The organism is Kitasatospora sp. NRRL B-11411, assembly GCF_000721345.1.
Taxonomy (GTDB): domain Bacteria; phylum Actinomycetota; class Actinomycetes; order Streptomycetales; family Streptomycetaceae; genus Kitasatospora; species Kitasatospora cineracea.
Window position 1 is genome coordinate 20,319 of sequence record NZ_JOGH01000002.1, and the last position, 23,727, is coordinate 44,045.

Annotated in this window: 18 protein-coding genes, 1 tRNA gene and 1 riboswitch; of the genes, 8 read left to right on the forward strand and 11 right to left on the reverse strand. The window is 74.1% G+C overall.

Features of this window, described 5'->3' with window-relative positions:
- Positions 1–164 precede the first annotated feature (164 nt).
- A complete protein-coding gene (locus IH44_RS0101355; RefSeq protein WP_030457477.1) occupies positions 165–3,494 on the forward strand; it encodes a PAS domain-containing protein in 3,330 nt (1,109 codons plus the stop codon).
- A 7-nt stretch (positions 3,495–3,501) separates the two neighbouring features.
- Here the strand turns inward: IH44_RS0101355 and IH44_RS0101360 are convergent, their stop codons facing one another.
- Entirely contained in the window at positions 3,502–4,932 is a 1,431-nt protein-coding gene (locus IH44_RS0101360; protein WP_369794878.1) for an ATP-binding protein, read from the reverse strand.
- Between the two features lie 52 nt (positions 4,933–4,984).
- The gene (locus IH44_RS0101365) at positions 4,985–5,662 is read right to left on the reverse strand and encodes a response regulator transcription factor (protein ID WP_030457479.1); all 678 of its coding nucleotides are present in this window, start codon (positions 5,660–5,662) and stop codon (positions 4,985–4,987) included.
- Between the two features lie 134 nt (positions 5,663–5,796).
- Here IH44_RS0101365 and IH44_RS45100 point away from each other — a divergent pair, with 134 nt between their 5' ends.
- A complete protein-coding gene (locus IH44_RS45100; RefSeq protein ID WP_035953531.1) occupies positions 5,797–6,543 on the forward strand; it encodes a hypothetical protein in 747 nt (248 codons plus the stop codon).
- A 58-nt stretch (positions 6,544–6,601) separates the two neighbouring features.
- Here IH44_RS45100 and IH44_RS0101375 read toward each other — a convergent pair whose 3' ends face one another.
- From IH44_RS0101375 to IH44_RS0101385, 3 genes are all read right to left on the reverse strand, one after another.
- The gene (locus IH44_RS0101375; RefSeq protein ID WP_030457480.1) at positions 6,602–7,177 is read right to left on the reverse strand and encodes a DUF4396 domain-containing protein; all 576 of its coding nucleotides are present in this window, start codon (positions 7,175–7,177) and stop codon (positions 6,602–6,604) included.
- Between the two features lie 121 nt (positions 7,178–7,298).
- A complete protein-coding gene (locus tag IH44_RS0101380) occupies positions 7,299–8,972 on the reverse strand; it encodes a long-chain fatty acid--CoA ligase (RefSeq protein ID WP_030457481.1) in 1,674 nt (557 codons plus the stop codon).
- A gap of 285 nt (positions 8,973–9,257) precedes the next feature.
- The gene (locus IH44_RS0101385; RefSeq protein ID WP_051816426.1) at positions 9,258–10,367 is read right to left on the reverse strand and encodes a DUF1906 domain-containing protein; all 1,110 of its coding nucleotides are present in this window, start codon (positions 10,365–10,367) and stop codon (positions 9,258–9,260) included.
- Between the two features lie 326 nt (positions 10,368–10,693).
- On the opposite strand from IH44_RS0101385, the gene IH44_RS0101390 reads away from it, so the two are divergent.
- A complete protein-coding gene (locus IH44_RS0101390) occupies positions 10,694–11,518 on the forward strand; it encodes a DMT family transporter (protein ID WP_232794793.1) in 825 nt (274 codons plus the stop codon).
- A 223-nt stretch (positions 11,519–11,741) separates the two neighbouring features.
- On the opposite strand, the gene IH44_RS0101395 is transcribed toward IH44_RS0101390, so the two are convergent.
- Entirely contained in the window at positions 11,742–12,074 is a 333-nt protein-coding gene (locus IH44_RS0101395) for a hypothetical protein (protein ID WP_030457484.1), read from the reverse strand.
- 429 nt (positions 12,075–12,503) lie between these two features.
- On the reverse strand, positions 12,504–13,946 hold the full coding sequence (locus tag IH44_RS0101400; RefSeq protein ID WP_232794780.1) for an FAD-binding oxidoreductase: 1,443 nt from the start codon (positions 13,944–13,946) through the stop codon (positions 12,504–12,506).
- Between the two features lie 222 nt (positions 13,947–14,168).
- Here IH44_RS0101400 and IH44_RS0101405 point away from each other — a divergent pair, with 222 nt between their 5' ends.
- The gene (locus IH44_RS0101405) at positions 14,169–15,107 is read left to right on the forward strand and encodes a hypothetical protein (protein ID WP_030457486.1); all 939 of its coding nucleotides are present in this window, start codon (positions 14,169–14,171) and stop codon (positions 15,105–15,107) included.
- Between the two features lie 53 nt (positions 15,108–15,160).
- Here IH44_RS0101405 and IH44_RS0101410 read toward each other — a convergent pair whose 3' ends face one another.
- The 3 genes from IH44_RS0101410 to IH44_RS0101420 form a co-directional block, all read right to left on the reverse strand.
- On the reverse strand, positions 15,161–16,060 hold the full coding sequence (locus IH44_RS0101410) for a YDG/SRA domain-containing protein (RefSeq protein WP_030457487.1): 900 nt from the start codon (positions 16,058–16,060) through the stop codon (positions 15,161–15,163).
- A 148-nt stretch (positions 16,061–16,208) separates the two neighbouring features.
- Positions 16,209–16,294 (reverse strand) — tRNA-Ser (locus tag IH44_RS0101415).
- A gap of 63 nt (positions 16,295–16,357) precedes the next feature.
- On the reverse strand, positions 16,358–18,070 hold the full coding sequence (locus IH44_RS0101420) for a S1C family serine protease (RefSeq protein WP_030457488.1): 1,713 nt from the start codon (positions 18,068–18,070) through the stop codon (positions 16,358–16,360).
- Positions 18,071–18,327: 257 nt separating this feature from the next.
- Positions 18,328–18,478, forward strand: a riboswitch (TPP riboswitch).
- On the opposite strand from IH44_RS0101420, the gene IH44_RS0101425 reads away from it, so the two are divergent.
- Complete coding sequence (locus tag IH44_RS0101425) at positions 18,469–19,848, forward strand: cytosine permease (RefSeq protein ID WP_030457489.1); 1,380 nt, start codon at positions 18,469–18,471, stop codon at positions 19,846–19,848. (Overlaps the previous riboswitch by 10 nt.)
- Positions 19,849–19,913: 65 nt before the next feature.
- Here the strand turns inward: IH44_RS0101425 and IH44_RS0101430 are convergent, their stop codons facing one another.
- Positions 19,914–20,945 carry a medium chain dehydrogenase/reductase family protein gene (locus IH44_RS0101430; RefSeq protein WP_030457490.1) on the reverse strand — a complete coding sequence of 344 codons (1,032 nt, stop codon included), beginning with the start codon at positions 20,943–20,945 and terminating at the stop codon, positions 19,914–19,916.
- 206 nt (positions 20,946–21,151) lie between these two features.
- Between IH44_RS0101430 and IH44_RS0101435 the strand changes: the two genes are divergently transcribed.
- The 3 genes from IH44_RS0101435 to IH44_RS0101445 all read left to right on the forward strand — a co-directional run bounded on the left by IH44_RS0101435 (position 21,152) and on the right by IH44_RS0101445 (position 23,660).
- The gene (locus tag IH44_RS0101435) at positions 21,152–21,814 is read left to right on the forward strand and encodes a TetR/AcrR family transcriptional regulator (protein ID WP_030457491.1); all 663 of its coding nucleotides are present in this window, start codon (positions 21,152–21,154) and stop codon (positions 21,812–21,814) included.
- 166 nt (positions 21,815–21,980) lie between these two features.
- Positions 21,981–22,793 carry a glycerophosphodiester phosphodiesterase family protein gene (locus IH44_RS0101440; RefSeq protein ID WP_051816428.1) on the forward strand — a complete coding sequence of 271 codons (813 nt, stop codon included), beginning with the start codon at positions 21,981–21,983 and terminating at the stop codon, positions 22,791–22,793.
- A 372-nt stretch (positions 22,794–23,165) separates the two neighbouring features.
- On the forward strand, positions 23,166–23,660 hold the full coding sequence (locus IH44_RS0101445) for an ATP-binding protein (RefSeq protein ID WP_232794794.1): 495 nt from the start codon (positions 23,166–23,168) through the stop codon (positions 23,658–23,660).
- Positions 23,661–23,727 lie beyond the last annotated feature (67 nt).

The following is a 23,727-nucleotide window of genomic DNA, read 5'->3' on the forward strand; positions in this document are numbered from 1 at the left end:
TGCGACTGCGATGATGCCACAGCCGACGGCCCCGGCACCAACCACCACAACGATACTGGCCGGGTCGTCCACGGCGCAAAGAAGAATGAGATACTTCCCTCTCCGAGGAGAGCCAGAGCCGCCCGTCGCAGCGGCGGCCCGAAGCCGTGAGGAGACCTGTCGACGTGAGCAGCAGGCCGACCCGAGGCGCTGCTCGCCTCGCCGCGATACTCGATGCACTGCCCGACCCGCTGCTGCTGGTGAACAGCAACGGCACCGTGGTCGACGTCAACAAGGCCGCCGTGGAAAGCCTGCAGGCACCCGGCACCTCGTTGGTCGGGATGGGCGTGCTGGACCTGCTGCCGGAGTTCGACCCCAGTCGGATCCCGGGTTCCATGCGGCCCCCCGCGAGCGAGACCGAGAGCCTTGACCGACCGGTCCGGATGACCGCCCGCCGCACCGACGGCACCGCCTTCACCGTCGAGGTGTCCGGCAACGACTTCACCGACGAGGGCGGCGGGGAGGCGCACGGCTTCCTGTCCTTCAGCACCAACGACCAGGGGCTGCTGCTGCTCCTGGTCCGCGACATGTCGGCCCGGCTCGGGGTCGAGTCCGAGCTGCGCCGCCAGCACAAGCAGACCGAGATGATCCTGCGCGCCGCCGCCGAGGGCGTCCTCGGCGTCGACCTGGAGGGCCGCGTGGTGCTGGTCAACCCGGCCGCCGCGCACATCCTGGACTTCCGGGCCAGCGAGCTCGGCGGCCGCGAACTGCACCCGCTGATCCAGCACTCGCAGCCCGACGGCAGCCCGCTCGCCGCCGAGAGCTCCGCGCTGATGGACACCCTGCACTCCGGCCGCAAGCACCGGATCCGCAACACCGTGCTGTGGCGCAAGGACGGCCGGCCGGTCACCGTCGACCTGACCACCGCCCCGGTCCGGGACGGCGAGCAACTGGTCGGCGCGGTGATGACCTTCACCGACCGCACCCGCGAACTCGCCCTCGCCGCCCGCAACGAGCACCTCACCGCCGTCCTGGAGACCGAGCTCGGCGGGGCCCTCACCGCGCTGCACGGCCGGATCGACGCGCTCGCCGCCGACCCCGCCGGGCAGCTCTGGCCGGAGGCCAACTGGACGCTGCGCCGGCTCGCCGACGAGTGCCGCCGGTTCGGGAAGCTGATCGACGGCGTCCTGGAGCACCAGCGCTTCGAGGCCGCCGCCGACCGCGGCAAGGCCGCCCTCGACCGCGAACGCGTCGGCCTGGACGAGGTCGTGCAGCTCGCCGTCGAACGGGCCGGGGAGCTCGTCGGGCCCGGCCGGGTCCGCTACTCGGTGCACGCCGCCGCCGTGAAGGTGCTCGCCGACCGCGAGCGGCTCGCCCAGGCGCTCGCCCACCTGGTGGCCGACGTCAGCGGGGTCACGCCGGTGCCCGAACCCGCCCGGGCCGAGGGCGAGTCCGCCCCCGCCGGGGTCCCGTTCGCCGGGCCCGCGCCGGCCGGCGAGCAGCCCCCGATGGTGGTGCTGGCCGCCGCCCGGCGCGGGGACGTCGCCCGGGTCGAGGTGCGCGGCCCGGCCCGCGGCTCCAGCGCCGTGCACCTGCCGATCGCCCGGGCCGCCGTCCAGCGGCACGGCGGCGTGCTCCAGCGCCACGACCTGCCCGACGGGGCCGGCGCCACCTACGTGGTGGAACTGCCGCTCGACCCCGACGGCGACGCGTCCGGCGGGCCGGACAAGCAGCAGCACGTCCCCAAGGACTCCGACACCGCGATGATCCCGGACCTGCCCGGCCAGCCCGCGCCGGTCGAGCCCCGGCCGGACGGCGACGAGGCCCCCGGCGCGAAGCCGGAGGCCGAGGCGCGCGCCGACGACACCCAGGGGTCCGGCCGGCGCCGGGCCCGGGCGGCCGCGGAGCGCGGCGGCCAGGACGCGCCGGAGCAGCCGGCCCCGCGCGGGCCGATCGCGCTCGGCGCCGGGCCGTCCGCGGACGACACCTCCGGCGGCGGCGCGATCGCCCTCGGGCCGGCCGAGGGTGCCGAGGGCGGCACCCGTTCCGGCCGGCGGGCCCGCCGGGCCGCCGCGCAGGCCGCGTCCGGCGACAGCTCCGGAGCGCTGCACATCCCCGGCGTGCCCGACCCCGGGACGCCCGTGTACCCGGGCCTGGAGAGCGCGCTGGCCGCCTCGACGCCGGAGCCGGTCACCCCGACCGCCCAGCCCACCGGGCGCCGGCGGCGGCTCGCGCTGCCCGCCGACACCGCGCAGAGCGCGGAGGAGGTGACGGCGGTCCTGCCGCCCGTCCCCGCCCTGGACCCGGCCCCGCCGGCCGCGCCCGCCCCGGATGCCGGGGCCGCGCCGGCCGCGCCGTCGAACGGCGCGCTGGAGGTCGCCCGGCCCGCCGCGCCGGCCCTGCCCCCCGCCGCCCCGGACGCCGCCGCCCAGGCCCCCGAGCCGGTCGGCAGCGGGCTCGGCGAACTGCTGCCGCCGCGGCCGATGGGCGGCTTCCAGGCCGCCTTCCCGGCCGCGTTCCCCAACGCCCCGGTGCCGGGCCCCGCGCCCGCGCCGAACGCGCTGCCCGCCGGCGGGAGCACCCCGTCCGCGGTCGACCCGGTGCTGCTGAACGGCCAGCGCCTGAACGGGGCCGCCCCGCAGGGCGAGGGCGGCGGACCGGGGGCGGCCCTGGCGCTGCCCGGCGCGGCCGGGGCGTCCGGCGGCCCGGTCGAGGGGCGCACCCCGCCCCGGCCGGTCGCCGAACTCGCCCCCGCCAAGGACCTCCCGTCGGACGGCCCGCGCCCGCTGCTGGTGTGGCCCGAGCCCGACCCGTCCACCCGGGGCGCGCTGGAGGTCCGGGGCTTCCGCCCGGTCGTCGTCGCCTCCCGCGAGGAGGTGGACGCGCAGGTGCCGCAGGCCCCCGCCGCGCTGTTCGTCGACCCGCTGACCGGGCCGATCACCCGCACCGCGCTGCAGTCGCTGCGCACCGCCGCGCTGGCCGGGCGGGTGCCGGTGCTGCTGGCCGCCGGCCTCGGCCAGGCCACCCGGGACGCCGCGTACGGCGCCGACCCGGCGGTGCTGCTGCGGGCGCTCGCGCCCCGGGACGGCGAGAACCACGCGGCCCGGGTGCTGCTGGTGGAGTCCGACCCGGAGGTCGCGGCGGCGCTGGTGGCCAGCCTGGAGCGGCGCGGCATGCACGTCGAGCACGCCGCCGACGAGAACGAGGCGGTGGCCCGGGCCAGCAGCCTCCAGCCGAACCTGGTGGTGCTGGACCTGCAGCGGATCGAGCGGCAGCACCTCGGCCTGCTCGACTGGCTGCGCGCCAACGACCGCCTGCACCGCACCCCGCTGGTCGTCTACACCTCGGCCGACCTGGACCCGCAGGCCCGGGCCGGGCTGCGAACCGGCGAGAACGTGCTGTTCCTCGCCGAGCGCTCCACCACCGAGGACGTGCAGGGCCGGATCGTCGAACTGCTGGCCCGGATCGGCGCGTTGGGCCAGGTCGTGACGGCGGGCAGCGGCGCCTCGTTCTGACGCTCCGTCAACTCGCCTGCGCAGGTGGCCCGGCCAGTGGGAGGCGGGCCACCAGGCGGGCGCCGTGCGGGTGTTCGGCGACGACCAGGGTGCCGCCGTGGTGCTCGGCCAGGTCCCGGGCGATGGCCAACCCGAGGCCAGCGCCGCCGAGTTCGCGGCTGCGGGCGTCGTCGAGCCGGGTGAAGCGCTCGAACACCCGCTCCCGGTCCGGCTCCGGGATGCCCGGGCCGTCGTCGCGCACCTCCAGCACCAACTCGTCCGCCTCGACGGACAGTTCGACCTCCACCCGGCTCGCGGCGTAGCGCTGGGCGTTGTCGACCAGGTTGGTGAGCAGCCTGGTCAGCCAGGTGCGGCTGCCCAGCACCCGTGCCCCGTCGGCGAGTTCGGCCCGGACCGGGACCCGGTCGGCGATCCGGGCGTCCAGGACGTCGGCGAACAGGACGTCCAGGTCGAGGAGTTGGGTGGCGACCGGGTCGGCGGCGTCCAGCCGGGCGAGCAGCAGCAGGTCCGTGGCGAGGTCCTGCAGGCGGACGGTGTCCTGGAGGGCGTCGGCGAGCAGTTCGGGCCACAGCTCCGGGTCCGGGTGGGCCAGCGCGACCTCCAGTTGGGTGCGCAGCACGGCGATGGGGCTGCGCAGTTCGTGCGAGGCGTCGGCGATGAAGCGGCGCTGGCGCTGCCCCGCGTCCTCCAGCCGGTCCAGGGTGGAGTTGACGGTGACGGCGAGCCGGGAGACCTCGTCGCCGGTGGGCGGCACCGGGACCCTGCGGTGCAGGTCGTGGCCGGTGATCTCGGCGACCTCGGAGCGGATCGCCTCCACCGGGCGCAGCGCCCGGCCGGTGACCCGCCAGGTCACCAGTGCCACCAGGGCCACCAGCAGCGGTAGTCCGACGGCGAGCGCGGCGGCGGCGGTCCGGCCCGCCGCGTCCACCGTGCCCAGGGAGGCCGCCGCGTAGACGGTGAGCTGCCCGTCCGGGCCGGTGACGGACACCGAGACCACCCGCTGCCGCGGGTCGTCGGTCGGCCCGCCGGCGTACAACGTGCCTTCCCCGTCCAGGAGTCGGCGCTTGTAGGGCGGGGCGGGCAGCGGGACCTCGGGCGGTACCGGGGCGTCCGCGCCGAGTTCGCCGGCCAGGTCGGGCGTGGTGGCGACCAGCCGGCCCGTGCTGTCGACCACCTGGACCGACCCGCCGGGCCCGCCGATGATCGGCGGCAGGTGCTGGCGCTCCGCCATCGCGGCGACCTTGGAGGCCTGCCGGACGGCGGTCTGCTGGACGTCGCGGGCCAGGTTGGCGTGCAGCACGCTGAGCAGGGCCAGCGCGGTGCCGCCCAGGGCGAGGGCCACCACGGCGGTGGCGGCGAAGGTCGCCCGGGCCCGCACCGAGCGCGGCACCAGGCGGCGCAGGGTTCTCTTCCGGCCGGCCGCCGCCCGGTCAGCCACCGTCTGTTCAGCCACCGCCCGGTCAGCCTCCGCCCGGTCAGCCATCGCCCGGTCAGCCACCGTCCACCGCCAGCCGGTAGCCGGCGCCGCGCACCGTGCCGACCGCGCTGCGGCCGAACGGGGCGTCGATCTTCCGGCGCAGGGCGCTGATGTGCACCTCGACGATGTTGGGGTCGCCGTCGAACGCGGAGTCCCAGACGCTCTCCAGGATCTCCCGTTTGGACACCACCCCGCCGGACGCCCGGGCCAGGCACTCCAGCACCGCGAACTCCCGTGTGGTGAGCCGGACTTCGGTGCCCGCACGGGTGCAGGTGCGGCGGGCCGGGTCGATCGCCAGGTCGCCGAACTCCAGGGTCTGCGGCAGCCGGCGCCCGGTGCGGCGGACCAGGGCGCGCAGCCGGGCGACCAGCACCACGTACGAGAACGGCTTGGAGAGGAAGTCGTCGGCGCCGGTGTCCAGGGCCTCGGCCTCGTCGAGTTCGCCGTCCTTGGCGGTGAGCATCAGGATCGGGGTCTCGTCACCGGCCGCGCGCAGCCGGGCGCAGACCCGGTAGCCGTTCAGCCGGGGCAGCATGATGTCGAGCACGATCACGTCGTAGTCGTGCTCGGTGGCCAGCCACAGGCCCTCCTCGCCGTCGTGGGCGAGGTCGACGGCGAAGCCCTCGGCCCGCAGCCCGCGTTGCAGTGTGGCGGCGAGCCGCCGTTCGTCCTCCACCACCAGTACGCGCATGGGGGACAGCGTCGCAGGCGTCCGGCGGAACGGGGAGGGCGGCTTCAGCCTGGCTTCAGGAGGGCGGCGGCATGCTGGGCGCCCGGCCGGACGGGAACCGTTCCGGCCGCGTTCCCAGGAGGGGGTCCACCCGCATGTCCGAATCCCAGTCGCAGTCCCCGCAGTCCCAGTCCCAGCCGCAGCCGCAGCCGCAGCCGCAGCCGCAGCCTGCTGAGTCGGGGCCGGAGTCGATCGACCTGACCAAGCTGCCCGCCCCGGAGCCGTCGGACGCGGCGGCCGGGCCCGCCCCGGCCCCGGTGGCGTCCCGGCGTTCGCTGCGGCTGCCGGGGCGGCGCGGGGTGCGCTGGGTGCTCGGCGCCGCCGTGGTCGTGGTGCTGGGCGTGGCGGCCGTCGGCACCGGCGTCGCGCTGGAGCGCCACCACGAGCGCGGGGTGCCGGTGTTCGACCGGGCCTACGTCGGCAAGGGCCCGCTGGCCGCCCCCGGTGCGCCGAAGGCGCCGGGCGTGCCCGGCAAGGTGGTGGTCCGCGGCGCGGACGGCTCGGTGCAGGTCTTCCCCGGCGCCGGGCAGCTGCCGGAGGGCGCCGCCGGGCTCCCGGGCTTGCAGGGCTTCCGGGGTGTCCAGGGCTTCCAGGGTGGCGACGGCCCGGCCCAGGGCCTCGCCCCGGCCGCGCTGCCCGCCGTCCCCGCCGACCAGGCCGTGGCCAAGGCCGCGGCGGCCGTCCCGAACGGCAAGGTCGACGCCCTCGCGGTGGTCGGCCGGGAGGGCGGCGGCAGTTCCTGGTCGGTGGAGGTGCTCGGCCCGGACGGCGTCCGCCACCTGGTGACGGTGGACGGCACCGACGGGTCGGTCACCGGGAACACCGTCGCCGCCGGACGCTGAGTCGGCGCCCGGCGGCGCGGCCGGAGTCGGTGCGGGTCGGGGTCGGTGCGGGCCGGGGTCAGTGGTAGGCGTGGACCACCGCGTGACCCCGGCCGCGGCCGATCAGCCAGCGGTTGACCGGGACGGTGACCAGGAAGGCCAGCACCAGGGAGCCGGCCAGCGACAGCCAGAACAGCAGCTGGCCGAGACCCGCGTCCATCGCCCCCGGGACGGCCACCATGACGCCGTTGTCGATCAGCTCCATGACGATGATCGACACGGTGTCGGCGGCCAGCGCGACCTTCAGCGCCTCCCGGAAGGGCAGGCCGGCCTTCAGCACGCCGCGCATGGTCAGCGCGTAGCCGAACACGAAGGCGAGCGCGATCGACAGCACCACGGTCGCGCCGTTGTGCAGGCCGAAGCCGACGCCGATCACCTGGCCGAGCACCTCGCCGATCGCGCAGCCGGTGAGGCAGTGCAGCGTCGCCTGCGCGGCGGTGCGCCAACTGCTGCCGCCGCCGTGGTGCTGGTGCGCGTGGCCGGTGTGCTGCGCGTGGTCCGGGTGGTGCCCGTGCTGCTGCTCGTGGTGCTCGTGGTGCGCGTGCTGTGCGGGGTGTGCGGGGTGTTCGTGCCCCTGGTGCGCGCTGTGCTCCATGACGGCCCTCCTCGTCCGACCCGGTGGATTCCCCCGGCCACCTGCGGAACGTTATACCCCCCTGGGGTATTCCGAACCGGTTTTCGGGATCTTTCCGGGGAGGGCCGCCCGGCGGTCCGCGTCAGCCCTTGTCGGCGGTCTTGCCGATCACCGTCACGTCGAGGCGGTCGGCCGCGTAGTCCGCGCGGATCACCTTCTTGTCGAACTTGCCGACCGAGGTCTTCGGCACCGACTCGATCAGCGACCAGCGCTCCGGCAGCTGCCAGGAGGCGACCCGCTCGGCCAGGAAGGCCCGCAGCTCGGGGAGGCCGGCCGTGGCGCCGGGCCGCAGCACCACGGTGGCCAGCGGGCGTTCGCCCCACTTCTCGTCCGGGACGGCCACCACCGCGGCTTCGGCGACCTCGGGGTGCGCCATCAGGTGGTTCTCCAGCGCGACCGAACTGATCCACTCGCCACCGGACTTGATCACGTCCTTGGCCCGGTCGGTGAGGGTCAGGTAGCCGTCGGAGGTGATGGTGCCGACGTCGCCGGTGCGCAGCCAGCCGTCGGGGCTGAACTTGTCCTCGGGAGCCTCGGCCGCGTTGCCCGTGCCGCCGAAGTACGCCGCGGCGATCCACGGGCCGCGCACCTCCAGCTCGCCCTCGGCGACGCCGTCGTGCGGCATCACCTCGCCGCCGGGGCCGATCAGCCGGGCCTGCACGGAGGACGGGAAGACGCCCTGGGTGACCCGGTAGGCCCACTCGTCCTCGCCGGTGACGCCGGCCGGCGGGTGGGCGACGGTGCCCAGCGGGGAGGTCTCGGTCATGCCCCAGGCGTGGATCACCCGGATGCCGTGCCGCTCCTGGAAGGCCCGCATCAGGGCGGGCGGACAGGCCGAGCCGCCGATGACGACGGTCTCCAGGGTGGAGGTGTCGTAGTCGCCCGCGTCCAGCTCGTCCAGCAGGCCGGTCCAGATGGTCGGGACGGCGGCGCCGAAGGTCGGCTTGACCCGGTCGATCATCTCGGCGAGCGGCTTGGGCTGCAGGAAGCGGTCCGGCATCAGCAGGCTCGCGCCGGTCATGAACGCCGCGTGCGGGATGCCCCAGGCGTTGACGTGGAACATCGGCACGACCGGCAGCACGGTGTCGCGGGCGGTCAGGCCGAAGCTGGAGGCGGCGATGATCTGCATCGAGTGCAGGTAGATCGAGCGGTGGCTGTACACGACGCCCTTGGGGTCGCCGGTGGTGCCGGAGGTGTAGCAGAGCGCGGCGGCCTGCTTCTCGTCGATGTCGGTCTGCCACGGGTAGTCGGCCGGCCGGCCCGCGATCAGCTCCTCGTAGTCGTGCACCGTCCCGCCGAACCCGGCCAGCAGCGCCGGGTCGTACGCCCCGGACACCACGATGTGCTCGACGGTGCCGGCCAGCTGCGGCAGCACGGCGGCCAGCAGCGGGAGCACCGTCCCGTTGACGATGACCACCCGGTCCGCGGCGTGCTTGACGATGTAGACCAGCTGGTGGGCGGGCAGCCGCAGGTTCAGGGTGTGCAGCACCGCGCCCATGGACGGTATCGCCAGGTACGCCTCCTGGTGCTCGGTGTTGTTCCACATCAGCGTCGCCACGACGCTGCCGTCGGTCACCCCGAGCTCGTCGCGGAGGGCGTGCGCGAGCTGTCCGGCGCGGGCGCCGATCTCGGCGAAGGTCCGCACCACCGGGCCGTTCTCGGTCCAGGTGGTGACGGTGGACCGGCCGTGGATGGTGGAGCCGTGCTGCAGAATCCGGGCAACCGTGAGCGGAACGTCCTGCATCGTGCTGTACACGCGGGTCCTCCTTGACCGGCCGGCGCGTTGCTACCCGCAGGTAGCAAGCGATTTCTCCGATTGTTTCCCCGGCGCACCCCCGCTGTCAGTAGTCGCAACCGAGATGAGACCGACCCCTCCCCCGCAGGTCGCGGGGCGTGTCCGGCCGGGTCCGGGGCGTGGCAGGGCACGGCAGGCGCGATGGGGCACGGTGGGGCGCGTCCGCCCGGCCGCGCGCCCGTTCGTTCGTTCGCGCACCCGTTCGTTCGTGCGTCCGTTCGGTGCCACTGTTCGCTTCCTACCCGCTCAGCGGGCGACCGGACCGTCCACCTGGTTGCGGTCGACGGCCAGCGCGGCGCCGCCGTAGCTCTCCTGGGCGTTGCCGTGGTGCTGGTGGATCCGGGCGTGGTCGGCCCACAGGTCGTCGCCCAGCCGGCCCGCGCCGTCGGTGGTGGTGGCCCGGTCGTCCCAGTTGGCGTACCAGACCGCGTCCGGCAGCGGCCCGCTGCCGGCCCGGGCGGCGGCGGCCAGGTCGGCCACGCCCGAGTTGGTGGAGGAGTAGAAGCCGGAGCGGAAGCCCGCCCCGTGCAGCGCCTGCGTCCAGCCGACGGTGAAGTCCATCACCGCCTGGCTGCACGCCGAGTCGCCGCGCGGGTACGCCTCGACGTCCAGGTACACGGGGGTGCCGACGCGCAGCCCGAGGCCCTGCACCGCGCGCACCGCCTCGGCCGCCTCCTCCCGGCCCTGCTGCACCGCCTGCGCCGGGTCGATCCGCTGCGTCTTGCTGCCGGCCGCCATGCACGGGGCCTGCCGCCCGACGTGGGTCGGGATCAGCTGCCAGCCCATCTCCCGGACCTCGCGCACCCAGTCCGCGGTCAGCCGGGACTGGCCGCAGGCCCGCTGCCGCCCGCTGGTGTAGATCCCGACCGCGCCGTACGGGGAGGTGCCCCACCAGGCGCGCATGGTCTCCACCGGCGGCGCGGAGCAGGCGTCGAACCCGGCGCCGGTGAACACCTCGGCGGGCAGCGGCTCCCGGCGCGAACGCAGCGGGTCGGCCAGCAGCCTCCGGCGCAGGCGGACGGGCGGCGCCTCGGCAGCCGTCCGACCCTCGGTCAGCGCGGCGGCCTGGTGGGCCACGGCGGGCGCCGCCTGGGTGGGGAGTTGCTGGGCGGGGAGCTGCTGGGCGGGGAGTTGCTGGGCGGTGGGGGCCGGGTCGAAGACGGGATCGAGGGCAGGGCCGGGGGCGAGGCCGGGATCGAGGGCAGGGCCGGGGGCGAGGCCGGGGGCGGTTCGGGCCAGGACCCGGGCGGGGGCGGCCGCCGGGCCGGCCGTCGGCATTCCGACGACCGCCTGGTCGGTGGCGAGCAGCAGGACGAGTGACGCGGCCGTCAGGGCCGCCGGGCCGAGGTAGCGCATCTTCCAGGACTACTGACGGCCCGTCAGGACCCTCGGCAGGACACGCCGTCGCCGTCGCCGGGTCACCCGGGTGGCCCCGCCGGGCCATCCGCCGGTAACCGGCTTTGACCATTTGCACTCCTTACGACAGACTCGATCGCATGCCAGGCACGCCCCTCACCGTTGAAAGCGCAATCGAACTCCCGGCAGTCGCCTCCGTTTCGAAGGCCGATACCGGTTCCCGTCGAGCCCGGGCGAGCGGCCTGCGACGACCGGACGCCCGGCGGGTGCGCGGGGTCCGGCAGCGGGTGGGGCGCGTTCCGGCCCCGATGCTGTGCCTGGTGTCGATGCTCGCGGTGCAGCTCGGGGTGGCGGCGTCCAAGCCGCTGTTCGGGGTGCTGGGGGTGGCGGGCGCGACCTTCCTGCGGATCTCGTTCGCCGCCGTCGTGCTGCTCGCCGTCACCCGGCCCCGGCTGCGCGGCCGCAGCCCGCGCGACCTGGCGATGGCCGGGCTGCTCGGCGTCGCCTCCGCCGGGATGACCCTGCTGTTCGCGGGCGCCGTCGACCGGCTGCCGATGGGCACCGCCGCCACCATCGAGTTCCTCGGCCCGCTGGCCGTCGCCCTGGTCTTCGCCCGCCGGGCCGGCCACGTGCTGTGGGCGGCACTGGCCGCCGCCGGGGTCGCGCTGCTCACCCTGCTGGGCGGCGACGGCGGCTCCGGCCCCGGCGGCCTCGACCCGGTCGGCCTGGCCTGCGCGTTCGGCGCGGCCGCCTGCTACGCGGGCTACATCCTGTTCACCGACAAGGTCGGCGCAGCCTTCAAGGGCTTCGAGGGCCTGGCGGTCTCGTTCACCATCGGCACCGTGGTGCTCGCCCCGTTCGGCGCCGCCGAGGCCGTGCACGGCCTGTCCGGATCCGACTCCCCCGCCCTGCTGCTGCTCGCCGTCGCGGGGGTCGCCCTACTCTTCCCGGTGCTGCCGTACGCGCTGGAGATGACCGCGCTGCGCCGGATGTCGCAGCGGGTGTTCAGCGTGATCGTCAGCCTCGACCCGGCGGTCAGCGCCCTGGTCGGCCTGCTGGTGCTCGGCCAGGTGCTGGGGCTGCCGCAACTGCTGGGCATCGGCTGCGTGGTCGCCGCGAGCGTCGGGGCGACGCTCACCGCGCGCCGCTGACCCGGCCGCCTTTCCCCTTCTCCCTTCTCTCCTTCCCCGCCTCCCGGAACGCGCCTCGGGGGCGCGGCGGCCGCCGTAGCGGCACCGCGCCCCCGAGGGGTTTCGATCGTCGTGCGCTGTACGCCCCGAGGCGGTGACCCTTTCCACTCCCGGGTGCTCCGGCGGTCCGTGCTCCGTCCGGTCCGGCGCCCCCGCCGGTCCGTCCGCACCTCCCGCCGGGAGGTCAGTACGAGTAGACCGGCGCGAAGACGAAGTTGAAGTTCTTGTTGGACTGGTCGGCGTAGACGACCCCGGTGTTCCCCTTCACCCCGAGGGTGTTGTTCTGGTTCGACGCACCGGCACCGGTCGCCGTCTGCTGGGTGGAGTTGTAGTTGCCGTCGACCGACCCGAAGATGTTTCCGCTGCCGAAGTCCGAGACCACGCTGCTGTTCGAGCCGTGGCCGGCAGCCGCACCGTTGTCGGCCGCCGCGGCACCCGCCCCGGCCAGCAGCAGACCGGCTGCGAGCGGGACGGACGCGACCAGCGCGGCCAAGCGGATGGTGCGGAAGCGCGCCATGGGGATTCCCTCCGTTGGTTCTTGCCAGGTATTGCGAGATGGAAAAAGTGCTTCCGGAGTTCGCGGCCAGACGAGGCTCCGGGGGCTGCGACGCCGAGGAACAGACTTCCGCAACAAATCGACAAAGCACCAGCACCGCTGAGCCTTTTCCCCCATTAGCGTGACGTGGTGGCATCGGCGCATAATCCCCGCCCGATCGGTTCGTCGGCAGACACACCGCCTGCGAGCTGGCTGTTCGCCCGGACGGCGGCGTTCCGGCCCCTGTCTGGGCGGGAGCGTGACGGGCCGGTTTCCGGCGAGTCGCGCGATCCCCGGGGCGTGCGAACGGTCCGTCCACGCCCCGTCAGGGTCGCGTGACCGCGCAAAGTCGATATTCAGCCACTTCCGGAATTCCTCATACCATCCGGATGCCACATGATGATGGTCGGTTCAACGGCAGGAGAATTTCCCGACCATCATCTTGTGACGATCGGTCAATATCCCGCCCGGCTCGGCGCCGACCACCCTCCTGGGCCTCCCGGCCTCCCGGCCCCAGCTTTCCGAGCGTCCCGAGCCCCCCGAACCCCCGAGTCCCCCGAGCCCGACCGGGCCCAGCTCCCGGGCCAGCCACTCGCGCTTCAGCAGGCCGATGCCGTGCTCGCCCGTCACCGTCCCGCCCAGTTCCAGGCCGAGCGCCATGATCTCGTCGAAGGAGCTGCGGGCCCGGGCCGCCTGCTCCTCGTCCTTCGCGTCGAAGATCACCACCGGGTGGGTGTTGCCGTCGCCCGCGTGCGAGACCACGCCGATGGTCAGCCGGTGCCGGTCGGCGATCTCGGCGACGCCGTTCAGCATCGCGGCCAGCGCGCTCCGCGGCACCGCCACGTCGTCGATCATCGTGGTGCCCAGGCGCTCCAGCGCCAGCAGCGACAACCGCCGTGCCTGCAGCAGCAGTTCGGACTCGGCCCGGTCCTCGGCCGGCACCACCGCGGTGGCCCCGGCGGCGGTGCACAGCGCCGCCACCTCGGCCAGCCGCTCACGCCGGTCCGAGCCGTCGAAGGCGACCAGCAGCAGCGCCCGGGTCGACTCCGGCAGGCCCATCCGCGCCATCGCGTTCACCGCCCGGACGGTGGTGGCGTCCATCAGCTCCATCAGCGAGGGCGCGTGTCCGGCCGACATCACCTCGCACACCGCGTGCCCGGCGGCGTCCACCGAGTCGAACTCCGCGGCCAGCACCAACTGCGGCCCCGGCGCGGGCCGTAGCGCCAGCACCGCCTCGACCACCACACCCAGGGTGCCCTCCGAGCCGACCAGCAGCCGGGTCAGGTCGTACCCGGCGACGCCCTTCGCGGTGCTCCGCCCGGTCCGCAGCAGTTGCCCGTCCGCCAGCACCACCTCCAGGCCGAGCACGTACTCGCTGGTCACCCCGTACTTCACGCAGCACAGGCCGCCGGCGCCGGTGCCGATGTTGCCGCCGATGGTGCAGGACTCCCAACTCGACGGGTCGGGCGGGTAGGAGAGCCCGAGGGCCTCGGCGGCGCGGGACAGCTCGGCGTTGACCACCCCCGGCTGCACCACGGCGATCCGGTCCACCGGGTCGAGGCGCAGGATCCGGTTCATCCTGGTCAGCGACAGCAGGATGCAGCCGTCCACCGCGTTCGCCCCGCCCGAGAGCCCCGTCCGGGCCCCCTGCGGCACCACCGGCACCCGCAGCTCGGTCGCCGTCCGCAGCACGAACCGCACCTGCTCCACCGTCTCCGGGAACACCAGCACCGCCGGCTCACCCACCGCACAGAACCCGGCCGTGTCCCGCGCGTACGCGGCCGTCACGTCCGGATCCACCGCGACCGCCCCCTCCGGCAGCCCCGCCCGCAACCGCTCGACCAACCCGCCCACGGCAACCTCCACTCGCCTCGTCCCCACGCCCCTCCCCTCCCCCGCCCCCGGCCGGACAACCGCCCACCGGCCCCTGTCGCGCTGTCGGTCCGCTCCGGCAGGCCGCGAGGCCAGCATCAACATCGGATGCCGAAATTCGCTATCCGATTCCAATCTTCATCTCGTATGCTTATTTCCGGCAACGGATGGCCGCCAGGCCTAACGACTCGAGGGGACGAGCACATGAGCGAATCGCAGCACGACGCGTGGGACCTCAAGCCCGGCGACACGATCGAACGCAAGCAGCTCCACCAGCGCTTCGGTGGGCGCACCCAGGGCGGCATCGGGCCGTCAGCGAAGTCTCCGAACGTCATGGTCTTCACCGATCCCGTCGCCGGAGAGAAGCACGGCTACTACGACGGCTGGATGCCCGACGGGCACTTCCACTACAGCGGCGAGGGCCAGTACGGCGACCAGCGCATGATCTCCGGGAACGCCAGCATCCTGAACCACACGGTCGAGGGCCGCGCGCTGCGCGTCTTCAAGGGCGCCCGGGGGCTGGTGACTTACCTCGGCGAGTTCGAGATCGCCGCTGACGACCCGTACTACGAAGCGGACGCCCCGGAGACGAACGACGGGCCGATCCGGAAGGTCATCGTCTTCCGGCTTCTCCCGGTCGACGCCGAGCCCCAGGACCCGACCTCCCGGCTCGGCCGGCTGCTCGAAACCGCTGACGGGGCCGGACCGGTGCAGAGCCTCCCCCTGGAGCAGCAGCTCACGGAGAAGATGTTCGTCGAACCCAACCGCGAGGCGTACGAGGCCGAGCGGAAGGAGTCGAAGCTCGTTGCCGCCCTGGCCGACTACCTGCGGACCAAGAACCACCAGGTGGGGCGGCACCAGATCCTGCCCGCCGGCGAGACCCGCCCCCTCTACACCGACGTCTACGTCGAGGGCCTGAACCTGCTGGTCGAAGCCAAGGGGAGCGTCACCCGCGAGAACATCCGGATGGCCATCGGTCAGCTCGCCGACTATTCGCGGTACCTCGACAACCCCGTCAAGGCCATCCTGGTCCCGAGCCGCCCCCGGGCCGACCTGCTCGATCTGGCCGCCAGCCAGGACTGCACGGTCATCTGGCCCCACGACAAGGGCTATTTCAGCACCGACCCCGCAATCGAGCTCTGACGCCCACGGGCCGGCCCTTCGATGGGCCGGCCCCGCACTCGTGCTGTCCTGGCTCAACCACCCCAGCGTTCACGGTGGTTGCGGACTCGTGCGAGGTCAATGCGGTGCTGCGGATGCGTCCGCAGTGCCCCCACCACCTCGCCGTGCTTGACGATGTCCAGGTCGTCCGTGAGGACGATCGCGCCACCGTCGAACATGACGTGGCAAGTCGGGCAGAGACAGAGGACGTTGTCCGTGATGTCCGGCCCGTTATACGGACTCCCCAACGCCTGGATGTGGGCGCCTTCGCTGTACACGCCGCCGGGCAGAACCACCGTCAGACCACAGAGCTGGCAGGCGCCTCCGTGCCAGGTCTTCACCCGCCGAACGACCGCACCGTTCCGGACGATCCGCTGCACGTCCGTCCGCACCCGCGCAGGCGTCGCGGCTCCGAGCGGCGGGTCCGACACGGCGTCCAACGTCGGCTGCACGTCCTGGGTCGGAGGTTCGGGGACGCCGGTCTCGCGGTCGGCCTCCAGCCGGAACTGCCAGATCCGGTGCCCGTCCACACCCATCGTGCTGCCGTAGCTCGCCACCCGGTACAACCCGTCGTAGCGGTACCCGCTGCGCGGCGCGAACTGCGATCCCCGGTGCGCTCCGCGCAGCACCCGGACGAGTTGCCCCTCGAGGTAACTGGTGACCAGCGCCGCGTTCCCCGGATCGTCCAAACTCTGGTCGCTGACCTGGTTGTTCGACGCGTCCTGCCCGCCGTGCCCCGTGTAGACGATGACATCGCCGTGGTCCTGGTCGTCCTTGTAACCGCCGGAGACCACGATCGACTCGGCACCACCACGCTTGGTCCCGCAGATCCCCGCCTGCAACGGACGGTGCACACCTGCGCCGTGCGCATCACGACGCGTCCTGAACTCCTGGCCGACCTCGACCCCCGGAACCTCACCGATCACGCGCACCATGCTGTCGTACGGTCACGAAGGTTTCAAGAAGCACCAATGGGCCGAGCACCAGCCAGTGCCCGCCGGCACCCACCCACCCACCCGCTGCACCACCGCAACGGCAACGGCCCCCGTCCGCATCACTGCTGGTCGGGGGCCGTTCTCGCGGCGGAGGGTGTGGGATTTGAACCCACGGTGGCGCGAAGCCACGACAGTTTTCAAGACTGGTCCCTTAGGCCGCTCGGGCAACCCTCCTCGGCGGAGGCCAGCCTAACGGGTCGGGGCCGCTTGGGTGCACACCGTTTCGGAGGGGAGGGGTCAGTTGTCGCCCTTGCGTTCGCCGAGGGTGACGGTGGTCTTGGCGGCCTTGCCGTCGCGCTTGTACTCGACCTCGACCTTCTCGCCGGGCTTGTGCGTCCAGATCTCGCTGACCAGGGTCGGGCCGCTGTCGATGGCGATGCCGCCGAGCTTGGTGATGACGTCGCCCGGCTTGAGGCCGGCCTGGTCGGCGGGGCCGCCGGGGGTGACGGCCTGCTGGCCGCCCTGGGAGCCGCTGGTGGCGATCTGGGCGCCGTCGCCGGTGTACTTGTCGTCGCGCAGGACGCCGAGGATCGCGTAGACGGGGGTGCCGTCCTTGATCAGGGTCTGGGCGACCCACTTGGCCTGGTTGATCGGGATGGCGAAGCCGAGGCCGATGGAGCCGGCCCGGCCGCTGCCGCTGGTGTTGGACTGGATCGCCGAGTTGATGCCGATCACCGAGCCGGAGGCGTCGAGCAGCGGGCCGCCGGAGTTGCCGGGGTTGATCGAGGCGTCGGTCTGCAGGGCGTTCATGTAGGACGTCTGGGAGTTGTTCTCGTCGCCGGAGGCGACCGGGCGGTCCTTGGCCGAGACGATGCCGGTGGTGACGGTGCCTTCGAGGCCGTAGGGGGCGCCGATGGCGATGGTCGCGTCGCCGATGGCGACCTTGTCGGAGTCGGCCAGCGGCAGCGGGACGAGCTTGTCGGTGGGCGGGTTGTCCAGCCGGACGACCGCGACGTCGTAGCCCTTGGCCTGGCCGACCACCGAGGCGCTGTACGAGGAGCCGTCGGAGAACTTGACGGTGAGCTTGCCGCCGTTGGCGGCGGGGGCGACCACGTGGTTGTTGGTCAGGATGTGGCCCTCGGTGTCGAAGACGAAACCGGTGCCGGTGCCGGACTCGCTGGAGCCCTCGGCCTTGATGGTGACGGTGGACGGCAGCGCCTTCGCGGCGATCCCGGCGACGGACTCGGGGGCCCGGTCCAGGTTCTGGTGGGTGTTGCCGACCGCCACGGTGGTGCTGTTGCGGCTGGCGCTGCTGCCGCCGCCGTTCTTGTCGTTGTTGGTGACGGAGGCGCCGATCGCGCCGCCGGCCAGGCCCGCCACCAGGGCGACGGCCGCGACCAGGGCGACCAGCGAGCCGCGCTTGCGCTTGCCGGAGCCGCCGTCGCCGGGCTGCGGCGCGCCCCACGGCGCACCGGGCCCGCCCGCGCCGCCGGCGGTGTCGCCGCCGGACGGGTGGCCCCAGCCGCCGACCGGGTGGCCGGCCCCGAACGGGTGCTGCGGCTGCTGGGGGCCGGCCGGGCCGCCGGGCGCGCCCGGGGCCTGCTGGAGCAGCGGCGCGGGGGCGACGGCCGGGTTGACCGCGGTCTGCGCCTCGTCCGGGCGGGCGAACGGGCCGGACGGTTCGGCGAACGGGCCGGACGGTTCGCCGACCGAGCCGTACGGGTTCTGGAACGGCGGCGGCGCGTCCACCGGAACGGCGGGGGCGAGCGGGGCGGCCGGGGCCGGGGGCAGGTCGGGCACCTTGCCGAGCTGGATGGTCTGCTCGACCGGCGTGGGAGCCGGAGCCGGGGCGGCGGCCGGGGCCGGGGCCGGGGGCAGCACCGGCGGCGGGGCGTCCAGGTAGGCAGGGGCGGGGGCGGGCGTACCGGAGCCGGCGGCCACCGCCTCGGTGCCGGCGGGCGCGGCGGCCGTCTCCGGCGGGGTGGTACCACTCGCGTGCTCGGTGCTCACGGACGACCTCCATCGCTGAACAGAACCTTCGGTGGCGAACCGCGGCGCTGGGGGCACGGCTCGCAACCTCGGTGCACAGTTTTTCCTATACCGGATTCGGACACCGTAAGCGGGCCCCTGAAGAAATGATGAGAAGCCTTAGCCCGCCCTGACATGCACATCGATGGTCCCCGCGGCGCGGTCCCGCGATGCGGACGCCCCTCCCCCCGGCCTTGGCGTTCCTCCGTCCGGAGGCTAGCCTGTCGCTCCTGTAAACCGAAGAACGTCGCGGGAGCTTGGACCAGCCAGGCTGAGAGTGCGCCGGTTCGACCGTGGGCATGGCGGTGACGCCACCACGGGCGAGGGGGCGCTGACCGCCGGAACCTGTCCGGGTAATGCCGGCGTAGGGAGTATCGGCCATGACGGCTGTTCCGTCTGCCCAGTTGTCCGACCGTGCCGCCGAGGTGCGGTCCGAGGCCCCGCTGACCCTCGACACCGCGCCGCCGCGCACCCTGGACTTCCGGGCGCTGTTCGCGCTGTGGGCCAACCTCGGGGTCAGCCTGATCGGCTTCACCAGCGCCGCGACGGTGCTCGGCGAGCAGGGCCACGAACTGGGCTTCACCGCCGCGGTGACGGCGATCGTCGCGGGCACCGCGATCGGCACCGCGATGCTGGCGGTGGCCGCCCTGGTGGGCGCCCGGACCGGCGCACCGGCGATGGCGGTGCTGCGCGGCCTGTTCGGCACCCGGCTGTCGTACGTGCCGACGGTGCTGAACATCGTGCAGTGCGTCGGCTGGGGCGTGTACGAGCTGACGGTGATCGCCTGGGGCGCGCAGACCGTGTCGGGCACCGCGGGCTGGCGGTGGCTGTTCGTGCTGCTGGCGGGCGTGCTGACCACGGTGCTGACGATCTGGCCGCTGGGCGCGATCGCGGTGCTGCGCAAGTACGTGGCGGTGGCGGTCGGCGTGGCGATGGTCTACTTCACGGTGCAGTTCGCCCGGGTGGGCTTCCCCGACCCGGGCGCGGGCAACTGGGACGGCTTCCTGGGCGCCACGGACGCGGTGATCGCGGTGTCGATCTCCTTCGTGCCGCTGGCCGCCGACTACACCCGGCACGCGCGCAGTTCGGCGAAGGCGTTCTGGGGGACGTTCTCCGGCTACACGGTGGCCCAGGTGTGGTGCTACGTGCTGGGCGTGGTGGCGCTGCTGCAGTCGGGCGGCGACGCGAACCGGATCTTCGAGTCGTTCACCGGCGTGGCCGCGGGCTGGGCGTTTCTGCTGGTGCTGGTGCTGCGGGAGACCGACCAGTCGTTCGCGAACGTGTACTCGACGGCGATGTCGATCCACAACCTGTGGCCGCGGGTGGACCGCCGGGTGCTGACCGGCGGGATCGGCGTGCTGGTGACGGTGCTGGCGCTGCGGATCAAGGAGTTCACCGACTCGTACTACGGGTTCCTCGGCCTGATCGGCTCGGTGTTCGTGCCGCTGTTCGCGGTGCTCGCGGTGGACTACTTCCTCGGTGCGGGCCGGCGCGGCTGGAACCTGGCGCAGGACGCCCCGGCGCGCTGGGTGATGCTGCTGCCGTGGGCGGTGGGCTTCGCGGTGTACCAGTTCCTGGCCCCGTCGAAGATCGGCGGCTGGTGGACCGGCCGTTGGGAGGACCTCCAGCAGCTGGTGCACTTCACCCCGGCGGCGTGGTCCTCGGCCTCGCTGTTCTCCTTCCTGGTCGCGGCGCTGGTCACCCTCGCGGTGACCGCGCTGGAGCGCCCGAAGACGGCGGCGGGCCCGCAGCAGGGCTGACCCGCGTCCGGCGCCGGCCTCCCGTTCACGCCCGCTCGCTCCCGTTCGCTCCCGCTCGCTCCTGTTCAGGGGACCAGCACCACCTTGCCGGTGACGGTGCCGGACTCGGCCAGGCGCAGCGCCTCGGCGGCCTCGGTGAGCGGGAGGCGGGCGGCGATCGGCGCGGTGAGCTCGCCGCGCCGCAGGGCGTCCAGGACGGCGGTCAGGTCGGCGCGCAGCCGGGCCCGGAAGCGGGCGGGGCGCAGGGTCCGGCCGGCCCAGATGTTGTAGAAGTGCGCGCGGCGGCCGTTCGGCAGGGCGTTCCACCACCAGGTGCGGGCGAGCACCTTGAGCACCGGCCACTGCTTGGAGCCGGTGTCGTCGCGGGTGGCGGCGCTGCCGTAGGCGACCAGGGTGCCGCCGGGGGCGAGCAGGCGCCAGGAGTCCAGGACGCTGCGGCCGCCGACGTGGTCGAAGACGGCGTCGACGCCGCCGGGGGCGAGCCGGCGGACCTGGGCCGGGACGTCGCCGGTGCGGTAGTCGACGGGGGTGACGCCGAGGGCGCGCAGCGCGTCGTGGTGGCGGGCGGAGGCGGTGCCGATCACCTGCGCCCCGGCGGCCAGGGCGAGTTGGGCGAGCAGCAGGCCGACGCCGCCGCCCGCGCCGTGCACCAGGACGGTCTGCCCGGGGCGGACCTCGGCGTGCCGGTGCAGCAGCTGCCGGGCGGTGATGCCGTTGACGACCGCGGTCTCGGCCGCCGCGGGCTCCAGGCCGTCCGGGACGTCGACGGTGTCGGCGGGGTCGAGCAGGACGTGGCTGGCCCAGCCGCCGGTCTTCACCAGCGCGGCGACCCGGCGGCCCGCCAGCGCCGGGTCGGTGCCGGGCCCGGTGGCCGTCACCGTGCCGACCAGGTCGTAGCCCGGGACGAACGGGAACGGCGGCTGGTCGTAGTAGCGGCCGCGGCGCATCTGCTGCTCGGCGAAGGACACGCCGGTGGCCTCGACCGCGACCAGCACCTGCCCGGGACCGGGCTGCGGCAGCGGCGATCGGCGGATCCGCAGGCCCTCCGGCTCGACGATGCCGGGCAGGACGATCTCGACGAGCTGTTCTTCTCGCATGACGGTCTCCCATTCGATAGAGCCACTCACTTGCGTTAGACCCTCTAACAAGAACCGTTGTAACACCACGCTTCCGTGAGAGTCAACAACGAACGCGATAGGGTCTAACGGAAGGAAGAGGGTGCAACGCGTCCCGTGGCGGTACCGCGACGGCACCGCCACGGCACCGCGACGGCACCCCGGCGCGGCAGGACGAGAGGAACCCCATGGAGACCGAGACCGGCACCCCCCGGGAGCGCTACCGCGCCCAGGTCCGCGAGGAGGTCAAGCGGCACGCCCGCGAGCAGATCGCCGAGGCCGGCGCCTCCGCGCTCTCGCTGAACGCGATCGCCAAGCGGATGGGCATGAGCGGTCCGGCGCTCTACCGCTACTTCGCCAACCGCGACGAGCTGATCACCGACCTGGTCACCGACGCCTACCGCAGCCTCGCCCTGGCCCTGCGCGCCCCGGCCGAGGCGGGGGCCGACCTGCCGGCGCTGGCGGCCGCCCTGCGGCAGTGGGCGCTGGCCGACCCGCAGCGCTACTTCCTGCTGTACGGCACCCCCGTCCCGGGCTACCACGCCCCGTCGGAGACCACCGCCATCGCCACCTCGATCATGACCACGCTGCTGGACGCCGCCGTCCTCCACCAGACCCCGGCGGTCGACCCGGGCCCGGCCGACGCCCGCCTCTACACGCACCTGGCGCACCACCACGAGTGGGCCGGCGACCACCCGGCCCCGTCGCACGCGCTGCGCCGGGCGCTGGTGTTCTGGACCAGGCTGCACGGCGTGCTCTCGCTCGAACTGGCCGGGCACTTCACCGGCATGGAGCTCGACGCCGAACTGCTGTACGCCTCCGAGGCGGAGTCCCTCGCCGGCCCGCGCTGACCCGGCCGCCCGCATCCGCCCCGCCCGCCCGCCCGACCCAGGCCCCTCCCCCGCACAAGTCCAAGCCCGCTCCACCCGTCCCGCCCCGTCCCGCCGACCGGTTGTTCACCCGCCCGCCACCGTGCCGGAGGACGGGCGACATCCGGTGCCGCGTACGGTGGTTCACGTGGACACCCAGCACAGCGCGGCCGGTTCGCCCGCCGCTCCGACCGACCGCACCGCCGTCAAGGTGATCGCGCACCGGGGCTCCTCGGCGGCGCTGCCGGAGCACACCGAGGCGGCCTACCGGCGGGCGCTGGAGGAGGGGGCGGACGGCCTGGAGTGCGACGTCCGGGTCACCGCCGACGGGCAGTTGGTGTGCGTGCACGACCGGACGGTGCGCCGGACCTCGGACGGGCAGGGCGTGGTGTCGGCGATGACGCTGGCTCAGCTGTCCGCGCTGGACTTCGGCTCGTGGAAGCACCCGGAGCGGCCGGAGCCCAGCCCGGTGCTCACCCTGGAGCGGCTGCTGGAGCTGACCGCGGACGCCGGGCGGCGGGTGGAGCTGGCGATCGAGACCAAGCACCCGGTGCGCTACGCGGGCCGGGTGGAGTCCGAACTGCTGCGGGTGCTGGGCCGGTTCGGGCTGCTGCCGGCCGACCCGGCCGAGTCCTCGGTACGGGTGATGAGCTTCTCCGAGCTGGCCCTGCACCGGGTCCGGCGGGCCGCCCCGGCGGTGCCCCGGGTGTACCTGTGGGAGCGCCGGCTGCCGGTGCTGGGCCGGACCAGGTCGCTGCCGGGCGGCGCCGCGATCGCCGGTCCGGGCATCGAGCTGGTGCGGCGCGACCCGGGCCTGGTGACGGCGCTGCGCCGGGCCGGGCACCGGGTGCACGTGTGGACGGTGGACCGCCCGGAGGACGTCGAACTCTGCCTGGAACTGGGCGTGGAGGCCCTGATCACCAACCGCCCGGCCGAGGTGCTGGCCCAACTCGGCCGCTGAACCGGAACCCCGACCGCCCCCGACCGCCCTCGACTACCCCGCCGTCCCATCGCCCGGCCCACCCGGCCCACCCGGCCTGCCCCGCCCGCCTGCCCGGCCCACCCGGCCCACCCGGAAACCCGGTGGCCTCGACTTCCGCTCCGGTGGCACTCGCCCGCCAATCGCGTGACAGAAATACCGAACGGGGTATTTCCGGAGCCCGTTTCCCGCCGATCACCACCGCGGAACGTGAGACCCCCCTCACCTTTTGCCCGCGCGGCCGGGCAGATGTCGTTAATACCGCCATCGGATCGTCGAACGCCCGTTTCCGGGGCATTACCTGCGGGCATCCATCCCTCGGCAGAAGCTGAAGGAGGTCCGGGGGTGGCGTTGATGGTGGCGCGAGCTGTGCCAGTTCAGGCCGGGTCGACCTCATCGGCCATGGCGGTTCCGCACGGGCCGGCCAGTGTTTCGGCCGCGCGGCGCAGGCTGCGCGGCGATCTCGGTGACCGGTCGATACCGGAAGCGGTGATTGACGACGCGGTGTTGATCCTCTCCGAACTGCTCAGCAATTCCTGTCGGCACGCGAGACCGCTGGAAGCGGCCGCGGACGCCGCTGGGGAGGACGCGGAGAGCGGTACGGTGCTGGTGAGTTGGCAGATGCGCGGCGACGGCCTGCTGACCCTGGAGGTGACGGACGGCGGGGCGAGCACCCGGCCGATCCCGGCCCGTCCGTCGGTGACGGCGCACGGCGGCCGCGGGTTGAGCATCGTGGGCCGGCTCGCGCAGGACTGGGGCGTGCGGCACGCACCCGGTCAGGTGACGGTCTGGGCGGAGCTCCCGGCGTTCGGGCAGGTCGCGGACGGCGGGCGGCGGCGCAGCGCCTGAGCGGCCGGAACGGGAGGTTCCCGGCGAAGTAGGCTGCCCGGTGCAACGTCCGACGTCCCCGGGAGAG

Bases quoted from the DNA above. Each gene is read 5' to 3' on its own strand.
- IH44_RS0101430 (WP_030457490.1), bottom strand. From the start codon at position 20,945: ATGCGAGAAGAACAGCTCGTCGAGATCGTCCTGCCCGGCATCGTCGAG.
- IH44_RS0101390 (WP_232794793.1), top strand. From the start codon at position 10,694: ATGCTCGCGGTGCAGCTCGGGGTGGCGGCGTCCAAGCCGCTGTTCGGG.
- IH44_RS0101365 (WP_030457479.1), bottom strand. From the start codon at position 5,662: ATGCGCGTACTGGTGGTGGAGGACGAACGGCGGCTCGCCGCCACACTG.
- IH44_RS0101375 (WP_030457480.1), bottom strand. From the start codon at position 7,177: ATGGAGCACAGCGCGCACCAGGGGCACGAACACCCCGCACACCCCGCA.
- IH44_RS45100 (WP_035953531.1), top strand. From the start codon at position 5,797: ATGTCCGAATCCCAGTCGCAGTCCCCGCAGTCCCAGTCCCAGCCGCAG.
- IH44_RS0101435 (WP_030457491.1), top strand. From the start codon at position 21,152: ATGGAGACCGAGACCGGCACCCCCCGGGAGCGCTACCGCGCCCAGGTC.
- IH44_RS0101405 (WP_030457486.1), top strand. From the start codon at position 14,169: ATGAGCGAATCGCAGCACGACGCGTGGGACCTCAAGCCCGGCGACACG.
- IH44_RS0101395 (WP_030457484.1), bottom strand. From the start codon at position 12,074: ATGGCGCGCTTCCGCACCATCCGCTTGGCCGCGCTGGTCGCGTCCGTC.
- IH44_RS0101410 (WP_030457487.1), bottom strand. From the start codon at position 16,060: ATGGTGCGCGTGATCGGTGAGGTTCCGGGGGTCGAGGTCGGCCAGGAG.
- IH44_RS0101445 (WP_232794794.1), top strand. From the start codon at position 23,166: ATGGTGGCGCGAGCTGTGCCAGTTCAGGCCGGGTCGACCTCATCGGCC.
- IH44_RS0101385 (WP_051816426.1), bottom strand. From the start codon at position 10,367: ATGCGCTACCTCGGCCCGGCGGCCCTGACGGCCGCGTCACTCGTCCTG.
- IH44_RS0101425 (WP_030457489.1), top strand. From the start codon at position 18,469: ATGACGGCTGTTCCGTCTGCCCAGTTGTCCGACCGTGCCGCCGAGGTG.